The 18,318-nt window shown below is 72.0% G+C and carries 13 protein-coding genes and 1 pseudogene; 1 reads left to right on the plus strand and 13 read right to left on the minus strand.

From position 1 onward, the window contains the following. Nucleotides 1-79 precede the first annotated feature (79 nt). From IF29_RS0111065 to IF29_RS0111125, 13 genes and pseudogenes are all read right to left on the minus strand, one after another. On the minus strand, nt 80-2,863 hold the full coding sequence (locus IF29_RS0111065; protein WP_051725172.1) for an alpha-L-rhamnosidase-related protein: 2,784 nt from the start codon (nt 2,861-2,863) through the stop codon (nt 80-82). 130 nt (nt 2,864-2,993) lie between these two features. After that, nucleotides 2,994-4,022 (minus strand): LacI family DNA-binding transcriptional regulator, encoded by a 1,029-nt coding sequence (locus tag IF29_RS0111070; protein WP_030252876.1) that lies wholly within the window; start codon nt 4,020-4,022, stop codon nt 2,994-2,996. 137 nt (nt 4,023-4,159) lie between these two features. Then, on the minus strand, nt 4,160-5,257 hold the full coding sequence (gene rhaS, locus IF29_RS0111075) for a rhamnose ABC transporter substrate-binding protein (RefSeq protein ID WP_030252877.1): 1,098 nt from the start codon (nt 5,255-5,257) through the stop codon (nt 4,160-4,162). Between the two features lie 118 nt (nt 5,258-5,375). Beyond that, the gene (locus IF29_RS0111080; protein WP_030252879.1) at nt 5,376-6,434 is read right to left on the minus strand and encodes an ABC transporter permease; all 1,059 of its coding nucleotides are present in this window, start codon (nt 6,432-6,434) and stop codon (nt 5,376-5,378) included. Next, entirely contained in the window at nt 6,427-7,470 is a 1,044-nt protein-coding gene (locus IF29_RS0111085; RefSeq protein ID WP_030252881.1) for an ABC transporter permease, read from the minus strand. Before IF29_RS0111085 ends, IF29_RS0111080 begins: the two co-directional genes overlap by 8 nt. Then, a complete protein-coding gene (locus IF29_RS0111090; RefSeq protein WP_030252883.1) occupies nt 7,467-8,987 on the minus strand; it encodes a sugar ABC transporter ATP-binding protein in 1,521 nt (506 codons plus the stop codon). Before IF29_RS0111090 ends, IF29_RS0111085 begins: the two co-directional genes overlap by 4 nt. A 365-nt stretch (nt 8,988-9,352) precedes the next feature. Next, entirely contained in the window at nt 9,353-9,997 is a 645-nt protein-coding gene (locus IF29_RS0111095) for a LutC/YkgG family protein (RefSeq protein WP_030252885.1), read from the minus strand. Beyond that, a complete protein-coding gene (locus IF29_RS0111100; protein WP_030252887.1) occupies nt 9,994-11,412 on the minus strand; it encodes a lactate utilization protein B in 1,419 nt (472 codons plus the stop codon). Before IF29_RS0111100 ends, IF29_RS0111095 begins: the two co-directional genes overlap by 4 nt. Continuing rightward, nucleotides 11,409-12,200, minus strand: coding sequence for a (Fe-S)-binding protein (locus IF29_RS0111105; RefSeq protein ID WP_051725173.1), 792 nt, complete (start codon nt 12,198-12,200; stop codon nt 11,409-11,411). Before IF29_RS0111105 ends, IF29_RS0111100 begins: the two co-directional genes overlap by 4 nt. A gap of 55 nt (nt 12,201-12,255) precedes the next feature. Further along, nucleotides 12,256-13,743 (minus strand): rhamnulokinase, encoded by a 1,488-nt coding sequence (locus tag IF29_RS0111110; protein WP_051725174.1) that lies wholly within the window; start codon nt 13,741-13,743, stop codon nt 12,256-12,258. 55 nt (nt 13,744-13,798) lie between these two features. Further along, nucleotides 13,799-15,534, minus strand: a pseudogene (gene rhaD, locus IF29_RS41765) (bifunctional rhamnulose-1-phosphate aldolase/short-chain dehydrogenase). Between the two features lie 132 nt (nt 15,535-15,666). Beyond that, complete coding sequence (gene rhaI, locus IF29_RS0111120; protein ID WP_030252892.1) at nt 15,667-16,833, minus strand: L-rhamnose isomerase; 1,167 nt, start codon at nt 16,831-16,833, stop codon at nt 15,667-15,669. A gap of 160 nt (nt 16,834-16,993) precedes the next feature. Continuing rightward, nucleotides 16,994-17,704, minus strand: coding sequence for a class F sortase (locus IF29_RS0111125; protein ID WP_084713912.1), 711 nt, complete (start codon nt 17,702-17,704; stop codon nt 16,994-16,996). Nucleotides 17,705-18,206: 502 nt separating this feature from the next. On the opposite strand from IF29_RS0111125, the gene IF29_RS48945 reads away from it, so the two are divergent. Beyond that, nucleotides 18,207-18,318 (plus strand): glycosyltransferase (locus IF29_RS48945; protein ID WP_157623687.1); only part of this gene is annotated, 112 nt, incomplete at its 3' end.

The following is an 18,318-nucleotide window of genomic DNA, read 5'->3' on the forward strand; positions in this document are numbered from 1 at the left end:
GGGTGGTGGTGGGGATATAACGATTCAAATCAGAGGCGGGAATTTCGGTGGATTCCGATGCCCCGGCGGCGTTCCGGGGCTACGGGGTGAGTTCGGCGACCCGGGTGTAATTGCCGTTCTGCGTCTGCGAAGCAGTGACGACCAGTCGGACCTGGGAAGCGGTGACCGGGGCGTCGAACGCGATCCACCGGTCCAGCTCGGTGTTGCCGTTCACCTGCGCCTGCGTGGTCCAGGAGCTGCCGTCCCAGGTCTGCACGGCGAAGTCGGTGGGCACGCCGTCGACGATGGAGGAGAAGCCGACCCCGTGCAGCGTGACCGGCGAGGGGGCGGTGACGGTGAGCGTGTCCGGGAACTGCCCGGCGGTGTCGTCGTTCCAGAAGGTCGCGGGGTCGCCGTCGATGGCGTTGGCCGCGTCGTAGCTGCGCTGCTGTCCGTTGAAGACATTGGGGGCGTGCGCGCTGGACGCCTCGGCGGTGGTGCCCCGCGGCCAGTTGCCGAACACCAGGACCGAGGTGCTGACCTGCGCACTGGTGCGGCCGGCCGCGGCGGTGACGTCGATGGACCGCCGTCCGCCGGCGGCGTCGTCCGGTGCGTGCACGGTCAGTTGGACCACCGTGTCGGTGGGTCCGTCGCGGGTGTCCAGGGTGAAGCTCGCCGGGTCGGCGGTCCACCCGGTCGGCAGCTTCGCGGTGACCTGTCCGTGCAGGACGCTGTCGCCCTGGGCGCTGACGGTGACCGGAAGCGTCAGGGCCTGGCCGGCCCGCAGCGGGGCCGTCGGCGTGGACGTCGCGGCCACGCTGATCGCGGTGGGCACCGGGGCCACCGCCTGGCTGCGGACGCTCGCCCGGGCGGGGAGGCCGTGCAGGACCACGTAGTCGCCTTCCAGGTGCGCCCCGTAGCCGAGTGCCGTCCGGCCGTTCCAGACCCGCTTGCCGTCCACGGTCACCTGCGTCGGGGCGCCGAAGGTGGGCACGTCGACCTCGTCGACCGCCGCGGTCGGCGCGTCGATCTGCTCGGTGAAGCTGCGCCGGGCGACGTCGTGCTGCCAGGCGAGCCTGATGTCCCCCAGCGGGGTCTTCAGGGAGCCCTGGGCGTCGGCGAGGTCGCCGGGCTGGGGTTTCAGGGCGTAGCCGCCGGTGACCGACCGGGGGCTGATGCCCAGGACGTCGAAGGTCAGCGCCGAGGTGGGTCCGGTGGCCCAGCCGTGCGAGGCGCTCATGTAGGCGCCGCCGTAGCCGAACTGACCGTTCGCCAGGTAGCCCTCCCAGAAGGTGCTGCCGGTGCCGAGCGGGGAGTCGAGCATGTAGCCCCACTCGCGGCGGATCAGGTCCAGGGCCCGGGTGGCGTCGCCGGCCTGCAGGTGGGCCTGGATCTCCATGGAGCCGGGGAAGGTGGCGATCTCCGACCCCTTCTCCGGGGTGGTCGCGCCGTAGGCGTTCCAGTCGGTGGTGAGCGAGGCGCTGACGCGCTTGGCGCGGTCGCCCGGCGCCAGCCCGAACCAGACGGCGGCCGAGTTGCCGTCCTGCGGGTGCAGGGCGCTGCTCGGGTTGTCGCGGTACTCCCCCGCGGCGTCGTCCCACAGCAGTGAGTTGACGGCCGACTTGACGGTGTCGGCGGCGGTCTTCCAGGCGGAGGCGTCGGCCTGGTCCCCTTCGGCGCCGGCGAGCGCGGCACCGGTGGTGAGGGCCTGGTAGAGCAGCGCGTTGGCCTCGATGTTCTCCCCGCCCTGGTCGCTGCGGGCCCAGTCGGCGGTGCCGGTGACCGACATCAGCCCGTCCGGCTGCACCTTGGCGAGCGAGAAGGCCAGCGCCCGCCGGTAGTTCGCCCACTCGCTGTCCAGCCAGGTCCCGTCGTGCGAGTACTGGTAGTAGTTGGCCGTGCCGATCAGGGTCCACAGGTGGTAGGTGTCCGAGCCGTAGAAGTTCACCTGCGGTCCGGCGAAGGGGAGTTCACCGGAGGCTGCCTGGTACTGGTACAGCGTGGTCAGCGCGTTGCGGGTGGGAGTGAGGTCGCCCAGCGAGGCGTACTCGGTGGGCACGGACACGCCCAGGTCGCCCGGCCAGACCGTGCGGTCCCGCTTGGCGCCGTCGACCAGCACGGTGTCTCCGGTGCCGACGGTTCCGGTGTTGTTCCAACCCTGGGCCGGCGGGCCCCAGACCCGGCCGGTGCCGGGGGCGATGGTGTTGGTCTGCACGGTGTAGGCACCCGCGTACCAGATACGGTTGAGCAGCGGGTCGCTGGAGTAGAAGTAGTTGTCGTAGTCGCGCAGGTTCGCCATGGTGGGCGCGAAGCTGACGGCGAGTGAGACCTGGTCCAGGGAGATCGGGCCGTCGGTGGCGGCGAAGAGCGTCAGATAGCGGAACCCGCCGCGCAACGAGGCCTGCGGCGCCGTCCAGTCCGATCCGGGCGTGGCATCCGCGTAGATCGCGCCGTCACTGCCGGAGCCGCCGTTGCTGGCGTCGCTGTCGGGGCCGATGTACTGCGAGGACTCGCTGAAGGCGAGGCCCAGCCGCTGTCCGGCCGCGGCGCCGGTGAAGTGCAGGCTCACCAGTCCGCCGACCTCCTTGCCGAAGTCCAGCGTGATCGAGGACCCGGCCCCGGTGAGCGTCACCGGTCGGCCGCGCAGCACGGCGGAGGCGCCGCTCAGGGTGCCCGTGGTGCGGGTCACCCGCACCGGGGTGACGGTGCGGCTGGCGGGCGCGAGGTTGTAGGCGTCCCACGGACGGACGGCCGGTGCGGCCGCGGCACTGGCACTGGCCCCGGCCGTCGGCAGCGCCGCCGCGGCCAGCCCGGCCAGGGCGACGGCGAGGGCGATGCGGTGTCTGCGATTCGGACGGCGGAGAACGCGCTGAGGCGTCGTCATACGTGCTTCTCCAGACTGGGCGCACTGACGAAGAATGAGTGAAACGTTTCATTCATATGACACGAAGGGAATCTATGAGAGCGCCCTGTGAGGCGTCAATAGATCGGACGCGACCCGTGGCGCGCGAGGGTCAGGACGGTCGCCGCTGGCTCAGCGAGGAGCTGCGCACCACCAGCTCAGGCTGCAGCACCACCCGCTGGTGCCGGTGCTTGCCGGCCTCGTCGTCGGTCTCCTCCAGCAGCAGTTCGGCTGCCATCGCGCCCATGGTGAGGGCCGGCTGCCGGACCGAGGTGAGCGGGACCGCCGCCGCGGCGGCGAACTCGATGTCGTCGTAGCCGACGATGGCCAGCTCCCCCGGCACGCTGACGCCCGCCGCGTAGAGCGCCTGCAGCATGCCCAGGGCCAGCAGGTCGTTGGCGCAGAACACCGCAGTGGGGCGGCTGGTGAGCCCGAGCAGCCTGGCACCGGCGTCCCGTCCCGCCGCCACGTTCAGCCCCTCGGTCGGCAGGTCCTGCAGCGCCTCGGGGGGCAGGCCCGCCTCGGCCAGCGCGGCCAGCGCGCCCAGCCGGCGGTCCTTGATCTGCTGCAGATGGCCGGGGCCGCTGACGTAGGCGATGGAGCGGTGCCCCTCGGCCAGCAGATGACGGACCGCCAGGGTCCCGCCGGCCACGTCGTCCACCGAGACCGAGCACTCTGCCGAGCCGGCCGCCACCCGGTCCACCAGCACGAAGGGGATGTGGTGGCGGCGGAAGGACTCCAGGTTGCGTCCGCTGGCGTCCGCGGGCGTCAGCAGCACGCCGCGCACCCGCTGCTCGGCGAAGAGCGAGAGGTACTCGGCCTCCTCGGCGGCGCTCTGGCCGCTGTTGCAGACCATCACTCCGAGCCCGGCCGCGCGGGCGGCCCGCTCGGCGCCGCGCGCCACGTCCACGAAGAAGGGGTTGCCCATGTCCAGGACCAGCAGCGCCATGATCCGGCTGCGGCCGGCCCGCAGCTGCCGGGCGGACTCGCTGCGCACGTAGCCCAGGCGTTCGATCACGGCCTGGACCCGGAACCGGGTCTCCTCGGAGACCATGTCCGGCCGGTTGATCACGTTGGACACCGTGCCCACCGAGACCCCGGCCTGCCGGGCCACGTCCTTGATACCGACCATCTGTGCCACGCGCCCGTCCTGCCGCCTCACGCCGACACCGGAGGGATTCCGACCTCCGGTGACTGCTCATCGTATGGGGTCGCACCCGTGGCCCGGGTGCCGCCGCCCCGGTGGAGCGGCGGCGCCCGAGCCGCGGGCGGGTCCGGTCAGAAGTGGAACTGGTCGATGTTGGCCGCGGTGAAGACGGTCGGCGCGCCGAGCACCACCACACCCTGGGCGCCGATGGTGAAGCTGCCCAGGTCGCCGGCCTTGAAGGTCTGCCCGGTCGCGCCGGTGATCTGGCCGGAGGCCAGGGCGGTGGCCGCGTAGGCGGCCAGGCTGCCCAGCTTGGCCGGGTCCCACAGCTCGAAGCCCTGGACCGTGCCGTTCTTGACGTAGGCGCGCATGTCGTTGGGGGTGCCCAGGCCGGTCAGGGTGACCTTGCCCTTGTACTGGGAGCCGGACAGGTACTGGGCGGCGGCCTTGATGCCCACCGTGGTCGGGGAGATGATCCCCTTCAGGTTCGGGTACTGCTGCAGCAGGCCCTGGGTCTGCTGGAACGAGGTCTGCGCGTCGTCGTTGCCGTACGCGATCTTGACCAGCTTCATCTTGGCGAACTGCGGCTTCTTCAGTTCGTCCTTCATGAAGCCGATCCAGGTGTTCTGGTTGGTCGCGGTCTGCGCGGCCGACAGGATCGCGATGTCGCCGGTGTAGTTGAGCTGCTTGCCGAGCAGGTCGACCTCGCTGCGGCCCAGCGCCTCGGAACTGGCCTGGGAGATGAACAGCTGCCGGCAGTCCGGGTTGGTGTCCGAGTCGTAGGTGACCACCTTGATGCCGTTGCTCATGGCCTGCTTGAGCGCGGTGCACAGGGCGCCCGGGTCCTGGGCGGAGACCGCGATCGCGGACACCTTCTGCTGGGTCAGGGTGTTGACGTAGGAGACCTGTCCCGCGGTGTCGGTGCCGCTGTTGGTGCCGACCTCCTTGTAGCTCTCGCCCAGGGTGGTCAGCGCGGCCTTGCCGCCGTTGTCGGAGATGGTGAAGTAGGGGTTGTTGACCTGCTTGGGCAGGAAGGCGACGGTCAGTCCGGTCTTGGTGGGCGCGTTCGGGTTGGCGGAGGAGCCCGCCGCCGCGGCCGGCGCCGAGGAGGCCGCCTTGTCGGTGGAACTCTTGGTGGTGCCACCGCAGGCGCTGAGTCCGAGGGCGACGGTGGCAGTGACGGCCAGGGCGACGCCGAGACGGCCGGCGGGGGCGATTCTCTGGGTCATGGCGGGGTTCCTCTCGCTGCCGCGGCAGCACATGGGCAGGCTGAAGCCTGGGTACGGGTTCGGGCCGATCGGGTGGGGTGGGGCCGGGCGGATCAGGGATGGAGGACCGGTGCGGGGATCAGGTACCGCCGGCCGGTGCGGTCGCCGCAGCGGGCACTACCGGGGCGGTGAGGGTGCGCCGTCGGGCGCGGGCCACGGACAGCTGCCGGGCCACCCTCGGGCCGAGGACGGAGACCACCAGCAGCACGCCGGTGACCACGATCTGGGACTGGGCCGAGACGTTGACCAGGCTCATCACGTTCTGCAGCGCCCCCAGCAGGAACACCCCGGCCACCGCGCCGCCCAGGGTGCCCCGGCCGCCGTCGAAGTCGATCCCGCCGAGCAGGACCGCGGCGACCACGGACAGTTCCAGCCCGGTGGCGTTGTCGTAGCGGGCGCTGGCGTAGTGCAGCGCCCAGAACACTCCGGTCAGCGCGGAGACGAAGCCGGTGGCGACGAACATGGACAGCTTCAGCCGCTTGACCCGCACCCCGCTGAAGCGCGCGGCCTCCTCGGAGGCGCCCACCGCGAACAGCGAGCGTCCGACCGGGGTGGCGTGCAGGACGACGGCCGCCAGCACGAGCAGCACCGCCCAGGGGATCGCGGCGTAGGGGATGAAGGTGCCGGCGATCCGCCCGGAGCCGAAGTCCAGGTACTGCTGCGGGAAGTCGGTGACCGAGTTGGCCCCCAGCACGATCTGGGCGATCCCCCGGTAGGCGGCCAGGGTGCCGATGGTGACGGCCAGTGAGGGAAGTCCGAGCCGGGTCACCAGCAGGCCGTTGACCAGTCCGCAGACGACCCCCAGCAGCAGGCAGATCGGGATGATCGTCTCGATGGGGTAGCCGGCGTTCCACAGTGCGCCCATGACCGCGCCGGACAGTCCCGCGGTCGAGCCGACCGAGAGGTCGATCTCCCCGCTGACCACCAGCAGTGTCATCGGCAGCGCGATCAGGGCGATCGGCAGGGTGTTGCCGATCAGGAAGGACAGGTTCAGGGCGTTGCCGAAGTTGTCCACGAAGGAGAACGAGCACACCAGCAGGACCAGCAGCAGGGCGCCGACGACGGTGTCCCAGCGGACCATGTCGCCGAGTCGGGCGGAGCGCAGTCGGGCGGTGAACGGTGCGGTGGTGTCAGCCATGGCGGGCGCTCCTTGTCTCCGCTGCCCTCTTGCGCAGGATGCCGGCGACCCGCAGGGCCAGGATCCGGTCGACCGCGATGGCGACGAGCAGCAGGATTCCGTCGATGGCCTGGACCCAGACCGAGCTGACGCCGATCGAGGGCAGGACGCTGTTGATGGAGGTCAGCAGCAGGGCGCCGAGGGCCACCCCGTAGACGCTGCCGGAGCCCCCGGTGAAGGCCACGCCGCCGACCACCACGGCGCTGACCACGGTGAGTTCGTAGCCGCTCCCGGTGCCGGAGTCGACGTTGCCGAAGCGGGCCAGGTAGAGCGCGCCGGCCAGTCCGGCGAGCGCGCCGCAGGCGATGTAGGCGGCCAGGATCCGCCTGCGGACCGGGACGCCGGCCAGTCCGGCCGCCTCCGGGCTGGAGCCCAGGGCGTAGAACTCGCGGCCGCTGCGGTAGTTGCGCAGGAAGTAGGCGACGGCGACCAGGACCGCTGCGGCCAGGACCGCCAGGTAGGGCAGGGCGGAGAGGCCGTTGTGGCCGAAGTCGATGAAGCCGGTGGGCAGTACCCCGGCGGTGATCTCCCGGGAGCCGATCCAGATCGAGTCGATGCCGCGGATGATGTAGAGCGTGCCCAGGGTGACCACCAGGGCCGGGACCTGACCGATGCTCACCAGCAGGCCGTTGAGCAGGCCGAACCCCGCGCCCAGGGCGACCGCGAGCACCACCGCCAGCAGCGGGTTGCCGCCGCCCTGGAGGAAGTCCCCGGCCGCGAAGGCGGTGATGCCCAGCACCGAGCCGACCGACAGGTCGACGTTGCGGGTGATCACCACCATCGCCTCGCCGACCGCCACCAGCACCAGGATGGTCGCGTTGAGCAGCAGGTCCTTGATCCCCTGCTGGGACAGGAAGGCGCTGTTGTCGATCTGGGTGGCGGCCAGCATCAGCACCAGCACCGCGAGGATGGCGAGTTCGCGCATCTTCAGCACCCGGTCCAGCAGTCCCCGGCTCGCCGGGACCGCGACCCGCACGGGTTCCATGGTGGTGGTCATGCCGCCCTCCCGGTGACTCCGGTGGCCGCGGCCAGCACCGACTGCTCGGTGGCCTCGGCCCGGTCGAGTTCGGCGGCTATCCGCCCCTCGTGCATGACCAGCACCCGGTCCGCCATGCCGAGGATCTCCGGCAGGTCGGAGGAGATCATCAGCACCGCGACGCCCTGTCCGGCCAGCTGCGAGAGCAGCCGGTGCACCTCGGCCTTGGTGCCGACGTCGATGCCGCGGGTGGGCTCGTCCACGATCAGCACGGTCGGGGAGGTCGCCAGCCACTTGGCCAGCACCACCTTCTGCTGGTTGCCGCCGGACAGGGTGCCCACCAGGTCGCCCAGCCGGGCGTACTTCACCTGGAGCCGGACCGCCCAGTCGACGGCGCGGCTGCGCTCGCTGCCCCGGTTCATCACTCCGGCGCGGGAGGTGGCCCGCAGTCCGGTGAGGCCGATGTTGCGTTCGATGGACATGCCCATCACCAGTCCCTGGGCCCTGCGGTCCTCGGGGACCAGGGCCAGTCCGGCGGCCATGGCCAGGCTGGGGGCGCCTGGCTTCAGCGGCTTGCCGGCCACCTCGACCTCGCCGCCGTCCCAGCGGTCCACGCCGAACACGGCGCGGGCGACCTCGCTGCGGCCGGCGCCGACCAGGCCGGCCAGGCCGACGATCTCGCCGCCGCGCACCTCGAAGGAGACGTCGGTGAAGACCCCCTCCCGGGTGAGCCGGCGCACGCTCAGTGCGACCGCGCCGACCTCGGCGGGGAGCTTGGGGTAGAGCTCGTCCAGGTCGCGTCCGACCATCCGGCGGATCAGGTCGTCCTCGCCGAGGCCGGCGACCGGCTCGGTGGCGATCCAGGCGCCGTCCCGCAGGGTGGTGACCCGCTGGCACAGCGCGAAGACCTCCTCCAGCCGGTGCGAGATGAACAGTACGGCGGCGCCCTCCTCGCGCAGCGAGCGCACCACGCCGAACAGCCGGGCCACCTCGCTGCCGGTCAGCGCCGCAGTCGGCTCGTCCATGATCAGCACGCGGGCGTCGAAGGAGAGCGCCTTGGCGATCTCCACCAGCTGCTGGTCGGCGATCGACAGTCCCCGGGCCGGCTGGTCCGGGTCCAGGTCCACGCCCAGCCGGCGGAACAGGTCGGCGGTGGCGGCGTGGACCGCGCGGTGGTCCACCCGGCCGAAGGAACGCCGCGGCTGACGACCCATGAAGATGTTCTCGGCCACCGACAGGTCGGGGAAGAGCGTCGGCTCCTGGTAGATGACGGCCACACCCGCGTCCCGGGCGTCGGCCGGACCGTGGAAGACGACGGGCTCGCCGTCCAGCAGCACGGTGCCCTCGTCCGGCCGGTGCACCCCGGCCAGGGCCTTGATCAGGGTGGACTTGCCGGCGCCGTTCTCGCCGGCGAGGGCGTGCGCCTCTCCTGCGAACAGCTGCAGGGAGACTCCGCGGAGGGCTCGGACGGCGCCGAAGGACTTGCTCACCCCCTCGAGCGCGAGGACCGGGACCGGGTCCGGTTCGGGGTGGGTCATGGATGGTCTCCTGGCTCTCCGGGCTACTGCGACCCGGGCTGTGAAATGTTTCAAAGGAGTTGCCGCGAAGTTAGCTTCGGGCTGTGGGCGCGTCAAGGGATGTTGGAAGCCCCGGTACGGCAGGTACTCGGCCCGGGGCGGCCCGCTGGGGTCGGGAGACTGACTCCGACCTGCGCGATTGCCTGTGCACGGGGGTGCTTTCAAGGATTGACACGATTCAATAACGCCGCCTGCCTGCACTGCTCCACTTGCTCTGCGGGCGGGAGTTCCACTGCAGCCCCGGGAATCCCGGCGCTGGTTCATCAGGCAGCTGAATTGAAACGTTGAAAGCCGAAGCGGTGGCGTGGGCGCGGTGTCGACCGGCCTCAGCCGACCAGGACGACTTCCAGGGTGCGGGGGCCGTGCACGCCCTCCACCCGGTCCAGTTCGATGTCGCTGGTGGCCGAGGGCCCGGAGATCCAGGTCTGCGGCCGGGACGGGTCCAGCCGGGGCAGGGCCTGCGGCACCGAGGCGACCACCTGGTCGGCGGTGCGGACGACGCACAGATGGTGGTCCGGGACCAGGGTGAGGGCGCGCCGGCCCTGCCCGGGCCCGGCGTCCAGGACGATGGTGCCGGTCTCGGCCACGGCCAGCGCACACCCCGTCAGCACGCTGTCGACGGCGTCGAGTCGATCCGGCGCCAGCGGCGGGTGGTCGCGCACCCGCTCGACGGCGGTGCCGCTCAGCCAGTCCTCCGGGACGCCGTCCGGTACCAGCAGGGTCCGCGAGCCGCGCTCGGCCAGGATCCGGCCGATGACCGCCGGAAGTTCGGCCCCGGTGCAGCGGTGCACCACCGCGCGGTAGTCGGCGAGGTTCGCGGCCAGCAGGTCCAGCAGCCGGGCGGGGTCGTCGGGTTGGTGGCTGTCCCGGTAGTCGCGCAGCACCGGGGGCGGTTCGGCGGCGTCCTGGACGGCGGCCCGGATCCGGGCAAGGATCCGCTCGCGGGACGAACCCTTCGCGGGTACGGTCATCGGCTCTTCCTCCACCAGTCGCGGAACGGGGCCTCCGGCAGTTCGGGCAGGTCGCGGCTGTCGGTCCAGGCCCTGGCCACGGCGGTGGGCAGGCGCCGGGGGTGCAGCCCGCGGGTCCTGGACGCCCAGCGCTCGACCGCCCCCAGCGCCGCGGGGTGGTCCAGCAGCCAGCTGCCGGCCCGCACCACGGCACGCTCGGTCCGATGACCGGGGCCGTCCCGCTCGACCACCTGCTCACGGAGGTGGACCAGGACTTCGGGGATGTCGATGGCGACCGGGCAGACCTCGTAGCAGGCCCCGCACAGGGTGGAGGCGAAGGGCAGCGAGGCGTCGACGGCGCTGGCGGTGCCGCGCAGCTGCGGGGTGAGGATGGCCCCGATCGGGCCCGGGTAGACGCTGCCGTAGGCGTGGCCGCCGGCCCGCTCGTAGACCGGGCACACGTTCAGGCAGGCCGAGCAGCGGATGCAGCGCAGCGCCTGCCGGCCGACCTCGTCGGCCAGGGTGTCGGTGCGGCCGTTGTCCAGCAGCACCAGGTGGAAGTTCCGAGGACCGTCGCCGTCGCTGGTGCCGGTCCAGAAGGAGGTGTAGGGGTTCATCCGCTCCGCGGTGGAGGAACGCGGCAGCAGTTGCAGGAACACCTCCAGGTCGCGCCAGGTGGGCAGGACCTTCTCGATGCCCACCACCGAGATCAGCGTCTCGGGCAGGGTCAGGCACATCCGTCCGTTGCCCTCCGACTCGACCACCACCAGGGTGCCGGTCTCGGCGACCATGAAGTTGGCGCCGGAGATGCCCACCTTGGCGCGCAGGAACTTCTCCCGCAGGTGCAGCCGGGCCGCCTCGGCCAGTTCGGCCGGGCTGTCGCCGAGCCCCTCGGGGGCCGGGCGGCCCCACTCCCCCATCTTCGCGGCGAAGATGTCGCGGACCTCGCCGCGGTTGCGGTGGATCGCCGGGACCAGGATGTGCGAGGGCCGGTCCTCGCCGAGCTGGACGATCAGCTCGGCCAGGTCGGTCTCGTAGGCGGTGATGCCCTCGGCGGCCAGCGCCTCGTTGAGCTCGATCTCCTGGGTGGCCATCGACTTGACCTTGACCACCTCGCGCTCGCCGGTGGCCTTGACCAGGTCGGCGACGATGCGGTTGGCCTCGGCGGCGTCGGCGGCCCAGTGCACCGTCCCGCCCGCGGCGGTGACGTTCTGCTCCAACTGGACCAGATGGTCGTCCAGGTGACGCAGCGTCCGGTCCTTGATCCGCTTGCCGGCCTCGCGCAGCTGCGCCCAGTCGTCGAGCTCGGCCACCGCCCTGGCCCGTTTGTCGCGGATGGTGCGGGTGGCGTGGGTCAGATTGGCCCGCAGCCGGGTGTCCCTGGTGGAGGCCTTGGCCTGCGGGAAGGACGGCATCCCGAGATAGGTGTCGCTCATGCGCTGCTCCTCGCTCTGGGTGTCGCCCACCCGGTACCGGTCGGGTCGGCCCGGGTGCAGGCCAGGATCTCGGCCAGGTGCACGGCGCGCATCGGCGCGTCGGCCCGGCGCAGGGTCCCGCCGATGTGCAGCAGGCAGGAGTTGTCCGCCCCGCACAGCACCTCGGCCCCGGTGGACAGCGCGTTGCGGACCTTGTCGGCGCCCATGGCGGCGGAGACGTCGGGGTTCTTGACGGCGAAGGTGCCGCCGAAGCCGCAGCACTCCTCGGCGCCCGGCAGCTCGACCAGTTCCAGCCCCTCGACGGCTTCCAGCAGCCGCCTGGGCCGGTCCCCCAGCCCCAGCATCCGCAGCCCGTGGCAGGACGGGTGGTAGCTGACCCGGTGCGGGTAGTAGGCACCGACGTCGGACACGCCGAGGACGTCCACCAGGAACTCGGTCAGTTCCAGTACCCGCGGCACCAGTGACGCGGCGGCCCGGGCCAGTCCGTCGCCGCGGCCCTCGGTCCGGGCCTTGGCGCCGATCCTGGGGTAGTTGTCGCGCACCATGGCCGTGCAGGACCCCGAGGGGGTGACCACGTGGTCGTAGCCGGCGAAGGCCCCGGCCATCCGCCGCACCAGCGGTTCGGTGGCCCGCCGGTAGCCGGTGTTGTACTGGGGCTGGCCGCAGCAGGTCTGCGCGGCCGGGAAGTCGACCTGCACGCCGAGCCGCTCCAGCAGTGCGACCACGGCCTGTCCGGTGCGCGGATGGATCGCGTCGTTGACGCAGGTCGGGAAGAGTGCGACACGCATCGCGGCTCCTTGGGACGGTGGGCGTCCGGTCGTTGGGGTGCTGTCGTCGGGTCCTTCAGACCAGGCCGACGCGGGCGGCGGCCGCGGTCCAGGAGGACCGGTTGCCGCGCGGGGTGTAGTGGCGCAGCGGCTGGGTGTCGGCGACCAGGCGGCGCATCCCGGCGCGGTCGTGGACCAGGCCGTGGGCGCGGGCCTGGACCAGGACGTTGCCCAGTGCGGTGGCCTCGCTGGGTCCGGCCACCACCGGCAGCCCGGCCGCGTCGGCGGTGAACTGGCACAGCAGGTCGTTGCGGCTGCCGCCGCCGACCAGGTGGACCACCTGGATCTCGCGTCCGGCCAGGGCGGCTGCCTGGTGCAGGGTCCGGGCGTGCGCCAGGGCCAGGCCCTCCAGGATGGTGCGCACCAGGGAGCCCTGGTCGGCCGGCGGCCGCTGCCCGGTGCGCTCGCAGTAGCCGGCGATGCGGGCGGGCATGTCGCCGGGGGCCAGGAACTCCGGGGTGTCCGGGTCGATGACGGCGGCGAACGGTTCCGCGGCGGCGGCCCGGGCCAGCAGCGGTTCCAGCCGGTGCGGCTCGCCCCGGGCCTGCCAGCTGCGCTGGGACTCGCTGAGCAGCCACAGGCCCATGATGTTGCGCAGGTAGCGGACGGTGCCGTCGATGCCGAGTTCATTGGTGAAGTTCGCGGTCCGGGAGGCCTCGCTGAGGACCGGGGCCTCGAGTTCCAGCCCGGCCAGGGACCAGGTGCCGCAGGAGACGTAGCCGAAGTCGGGTCGGTCGGCGGGGACCGCAACCACGGCTGACGCGGTGTCGTGGGAGGCCACCGCGGTGACCGCGGTGCCCTGCGGCAGCCCGGTGGCGGCGGCCGGTCCGGCCAGCAGGGTCCCGCAGTCGTCGCCGGGACGGCGCAGCGGCGGGAGCAGCGCGGGGTACAGGCCCACGGCTCCGGCCAGCGCGGGCGACCAGGCACCGGTGCGGGTGTCCAGCAGGCCGGTGGTGGAGGCGTTGGTGGCCTCGGCGCCGGTCCGCCCGGTGAGCCAGTAGGTCAGCAGGTCCGGGATCAGCAGCAGCTGACGGGCCGCCAGGGCCTGTGGCGTGCCGGCCTCGGCGGCCAGCTGGTAGAGGGTGTTGAAGGGCAGGTGCTGCAGTCCGTTGGCCCGGTAGAGCTCGGCCGCGCCGATCTGCTCGCGGACCCGGTCGGCGACGGTGTCCGTGCGCTCGTCCCGGTAGTGGTACGGATTGCCCAGCAGCCTCCCCTCGCCGTCGAGCAGTCCGTAGTCCACGGCCCAGCTGTCCACCCCGATCGAGGCGATCGGCGCGGACCTGGCGGCTTCGCGGAGCCCGTCCAGCATCCCCTGGTACAGCGCGAGGATGTCCCAGTGCAGGCCCTGCGGCAGCCGTACCGGGGTGTTGGCGAAGCGGTGCACCTCCGTCAGGTCGAGCCGGTCGGGCCCGACCCGGGCGAGGACCACCCGGCCGCTGGTGGCGCCGAGGTCGGCCGCCGCGAACACGGCCGGGGGTGCGGAGGACGAGGAGGTGGGTTTCACACGGGCAACCTGGAGGGTGGGGAGTGCGGAACGGACCGAGCGAGGGGCGAAGAGGTCAGCGCAGGAAGGCGGCGGCGACGCCGGCGTCGACGGGGATGTGCAGTCCGGTGGTGTGGGTGAGGTCGCCGCCGGTCAGTGCGAAGACCGCGTTGGCGACGTGTTCGGGCAGCACCTCGCGCTTGAGGATGGTGCGCTGGGCGTAGAACTCGCCCAGCTTGTCCTCGGCGATGCCGTAGGTGGCGGCGCGCTGGGCGCCCCAGCCGGCGGCGAAGATCCCCGAGCCGCGGACCACCCCGTCGGGGTTGACCCCGTTGACCCGGATGCCGTGCTCGCCCAGTTCGGCGGCCAGCAGCCGGACCTGGTGGGCCTGGTCGGCCTTGGTGGCGGAGTAGGCGATGTTGTTGGGGCCGGCGAAGACCGCGTTCTTGGACGCGATGTAGACGATGTCCCCGCCCAGGCCCTGGCGGCGACCAGCCGGTGCGCGATGGCCCTGCCGATGCCGGAGCCCGCGCCGGTGACCAGCGCCACCCGGGTCGCCAGCGCCTTGGGTTCGGGCATCCGGGCCAGCTTGGCCTCCTCCAGGGCCCAGTACTCGATCCGGAACTTCTCCGACTCCTCGATCGGGGTGTAGCTGGACACCGCCTCGGCGCCGCGCATCACGTTGATCGCGTTGAGGTAGAACTCCCCGGCCACCCGGGCGGTCTGCTTGTCCTTGCCGAAGGAGAACATGCCCACCCCCGGCACCAGCACGATCGCCGGGTCGGCGCCGCGGATCGCCGGGGAGTCGGCGGTGGCGTGCCGGTCGTAGTAGGCCTGGTAGTCGGCGCGGTACTCGGTGTGCAGCGTCCTCAGCCGCTCGACGACCTGGTCGAGCGGCGCGGTCGCGGGCAGGTCCAGGACCAGTGGGCGGACCTTGGTGCGCAGGAAGTGGTCCGGGCAGGAGGTGCCCAGCGCGGCCAGCCGCGGATGCTCGGCGCGGGCCAGGAAGTCCAGGACCGGGGCGCTGTCGGTGAAGTGGCCCACCTGCGGACGGTCGGTGGACGCCAGGCCGCGGATCAGCGGGGCCAGCGCGGCGGCGCGCTCGCGGCGCCCGGCCTCGGACAGCGGCCGGTGACCCTCGATCAGCGGTCCGAAGGGCTCGGGACGTCCGCGTTCGGCCAGGAAGGCTTCGGCGGTGCGGATGATGTGCAGCGAGTTGGCCTCGGCCGCCCCGCTGGTGTCGCCCCAGGCGGTGATGCCGTGGCCGCCGAGGACGCAGCCGACGGCCTGCGGGTTGGCGGCCTTGACGGCGGCGATGTCCAGGCCGAGCTGGAAGCCGGGGCGGCGCCAGGGCACCCAGGCCACGGTGTCGCCGAAGCACTCGGCGGTGAGCTTCTCGCCGTCCGCCGCGCAGGCCAGGGCGATGCCGGAGTCGGGGTGCAGGTGGTCGATGTGGGCGGCGTCGACCAGCCCGTGCATCGCCGTGTCGATGGACGGGGCCGCGCCGCCCCGGCCGTGCAGGCAGTAGTCGAACGCGGCGACCATCTCGTCCTCGCGCTCCGGTCCGGGGTAGACGCCGGTCAGTGCCCGCAGCCGGTCCAGCCGCAGGGCCGCCAGGCCCGGCTCGGTGAGCGTGCCCAGGTCCCCGCCGGAGCCCTTGACCCACAGCAGTTCGACCTCGGCGCCGGTGGCCGGGTCGACGGCGGTGCCCTTGGCGGAGGTGTTGCCCCCGGCGTAGTTGGTGTTGCGCGGGTCGGCGCCCAGCCGGTTGGAGCGGGCCAGCAGCGCGGCGATTTCGGGATGGCTCGACATGGTGGCGGTCCTCTGTGCGGGAAAGGAGGGCGGACCTGTCCCGAAAACGCGGACAGGTTCCCGGGGTACGTCCGGGCGGGGACGGACGGCGATGGTCGGCGGCGGGCGGGGACGGGCCCGGACCGGGTAGGGCTAGGCCCCCCAGCCGGCCTGGGTGCCGCCGACCCGGTCGGCGACGATGCGCTGCTGCCAGCCGGTGGCGCGGTAGGCGGCCAGCGGGTCCGGGTCCAGGCCCTGCTCCTGGCGGACCTCGCGCAGCAGCGGGCGGACGTCGGTGTTGTAGGCGTCCATCAGCACGGCGTTGGCCCCGAGCACGTCGCCGGCGCTCTGGGCGGACCGCAGCGCGTCCAGGTCCACCAGCAGGGCCTTGGCCGTGGCCTCCTGAACGTTCATCACCGAGCGGATCACCGCCGGGATCTTGCCCTCGATGTTGTGGCACTGGTCGAGCATGAAGGCGACCTGCCTCCCGGGGGCGAAGCCGTCGTTCTTCGCCACCTCGTGCAGGATCCGGAACAGCTGGAACGGGTCCGCGGACCCGACCATCAGGTCGTCGTCGGCGTAGAAGCGGGAGTTGAAGTCGAAGGCGCCGAGCCGGTCCTCGCGCAGCAGGAAGGCGACGATGAACTCGATGTTGGTGCCCGGTGCGTGGTGGCCGGTGTCGACGACCACCTTTGCCTTGGGGCCCAGCTTGAGGCAGTGGGCGTAGGAGGTACCCCAGTCCGGCACGTCGGTGTGGTAGAACGCGGGCTCGAACAGCTTGTACTCCAGGATCATCCGCTGCTCGTCGCCCAGCCGCGCGTACACCTCGGCCAGGGCCTCGGCCAGCCGGTCCTGACGGCCGGTGATGTCGTCCTGGCCCGGGTAGTTGGTGCCGTCGGCGAACCACAGCTTCAGGTCGCGGGAACCGGTGGCGTCCATGATGTCCACGCACTCCAGCAGGTGCTCCACCGCCTTGCGGCGCACCTTGGGGTCGGCGTGCGCGACGCTGCCCAGGCGGAAGTCGTCGTCCTGGAAGGTGTTGGAGTTGACCGCCCCCACCTGCAGCCCCCGCTCCCGGGCGAACGCGGCCAGGGCGGCGAAGTCGTCCACCCGGTCCCAGGGGATGTGCAGCGAGACGCGCGGCGCCACCCCGGTGGCGGCGTGCACCTGGGCGGCGTCCTCGATCTTCTCGTACGGGTCACGGGGCACGCCCTCCTGCGCGAACACCTTGAACCGCGTACCCGAGTTGCCGTAGCCCCAGGAGGGAGTCTCTATCTCCTGGGCCTTCAGCGCCGCCTTGACTGCGGACAGATCCGTCATGGGGTTCCCTGTCGTCCTCTAATGAATCGTTTCACGCACGGGCAATCTAGCCCGGCCCGATCGGCCCGTCAAGAGAGGTCGGCCGCTCGGCCAGCGGGATGCAGGGCGTTGTCGGCAGCTCTGCGGAAAACGATTCAAAGCCCCGCATAGGGGCTGCGCCTCAGCCGGGACGGTTGCCGGTCATGTGGGCGAAGACGACGACGTTCCCGAGGTACTGCTGGCGCTTCTTGTCGAAGCCGGCGCCGCAGGTGATCAGGCGCAGTTCGGGGCGGGCCGCCGGGGCGTACACCTTGCGGTCGGGGAATCCGGTGGCCGCATAGGCCTCGACGGCGTCGACGGTGAAGAAGGCGTCGACGTGGTCGGCACGGTCGACCTCGATGGTGTTCCCCTTCTTGAGCGCGCCCAGTCCGTAGAAGACGGCGGGCCCCTGATGGGTGTCGACATGGCCGGCGATGATCGCGGTGCCGATGCTGCCGGGCGAGGTACCCGCGCGGTACCAGCCGGCCAGGTTGCGGTCGGTCTCCGAGGGCGCGGCCAGTTGCCCGTCCGGCTCCAGGGAGAGCGCGGTGAGCGGGGCGTCGACCCCGATGGCCGGGATCCGCACCCGGGTCGGAACCGCCGGGGCCAGCACAGCCAGCGGCTGCGGGCCCGCGGAGGCGGGGTGCGGGGAGGCGGAGGGCGCGGCGGTGGCCTGGTCCCCGGCCGCGAAGCCCTGGGCCGCAGTGGGCTGCGGCGGCGGGGTCGGCGTCCGCAGCCCGTGGGCGATGAGCAGTGCTCCCGCCAGCAGCGCGAGGGAGGCCGGGGTTCCGGTCAGGATCCGGCGCAGCCGCGGGGAGGTGCGGGACCGGGTCGCCGGCGCTGCCGACGTCACCGGCCTGACAGGCTTCACTGGGTCACTGCTTTCCTGAGCCACAGGCTCTACAGAAGCGCCGAGCGTGCCGTCGCGCCTGTTCTGCGGGCGACGGCACAAGCGCCCGGACCCCCGGATCGACCCGCCCCCGAGCGGCGAATTCCCAGGCCAGCGGCCTGACCCGAGGCGAGTTGGCGGGTCGTCAGATTCCTGGCCGAACGGGTGAGCGAGGGATCCGCGGTTCCTGGGAAATCTCTGGGTACGCTCCCAGACACGTCCTGGACAGCGAGTGTTGGGCCGATGTTGCCTTTGAGCTAACTGTGTGAAGGCATGTTTCAAACTACGCTCATGTTCAGTTCTTGCCTGGCGTGCAAGGCGCTCAGGCAATCGTCTACTAGTTTGTAGACCGTGCGCCCATGGCCCCGATTCGCGCAGGGGCGCCCGAGTCGGCCTGGGCGCTTAAGAGCTATGCCTTGTCGGCGAAAATATGTCCTCCTTGCACCAGAAAGGCCCGTCGTACCTCATGGCCCCCCGCCTCTCCGTGGTCGTCCCGATCTACAACGTCGAGCTCTACCTGGAGGAGTGCCTGGCGTCCCTGGCCGCCCAGACCTTCGACGGGCCCGCAACACCGGCAG

The organism is Streptacidiphilus jeojiense (assembly GCF_000719095.1).
In the GTDB taxonomy this organism is placed as follows: domain Bacteria; phylum Actinomycetota; class Actinomycetes; order Streptomycetales; family Streptomycetaceae; genus Streptacidiphilus; species Streptacidiphilus jeojiensis.

Bases quoted from the DNA above. Each gene is read 5' to 3' on its own strand.
- IF29_RS0111085 (WP_030252881.1), bottom strand. From the start codon at position 7,470: ATGACCACCACCATGGAACCCGTGCGGGTCGCGGTCCCGGCGAGCCGG.
- rhaS (WP_030252877.1), bottom strand. From the start codon at position 5,257: ATGACCCAGAGAATCGCCCCCGCCGGCCGTCTCGGCGTCGCCCTGGCC.
- rhaI (WP_030252892.1), bottom strand. From the start codon at position 16,833: ATGACGGATCTGTCCGCAGTCAAGGCGGCGCTGAAGGCCCAGGAGATA.
- IF29_RS0111080 (WP_030252879.1), bottom strand. From the start codon at position 6,434: ATGGCTGACACCACCGCACCGTTCACCGCCCGACTGCGCTCCGCCCGA.
- IF29_RS0111065 (WP_051725172.1), bottom strand. From the start codon at position 2,863: ATGACGACGCCTCAGCGCGTTCTCCGCCGTCCGAATCGCAGACACCGC.
- IF29_RS0111100 (WP_030252887.1), bottom strand. From the start codon at position 11,412: ATGAGCGACACCTATCTCGGGATGCCGTCCTTCCCGCAGGCCAAGGCC.
- IF29_RS0111105 (WP_051725173.1), bottom strand. From the start codon at position 12,200: ATGCGTGTCGCACTCTTCCCGACCTGCGTCAACGACGCGATCCATCCG.
- IF29_RS0111095 (WP_030252885.1), bottom strand. From the start codon at position 9,997: ATGACCGTACCCGCGAAGGGTTCGTCCCGCGAGCGGATCCTTGCCCGG.
- IF29_RS0111090 (WP_030252883.1), bottom strand. From the start codon at position 8,987: ATGACCCACCCCGAACCGGACCCGGTCCCGGTCCTCGCGCTCGAGGGG.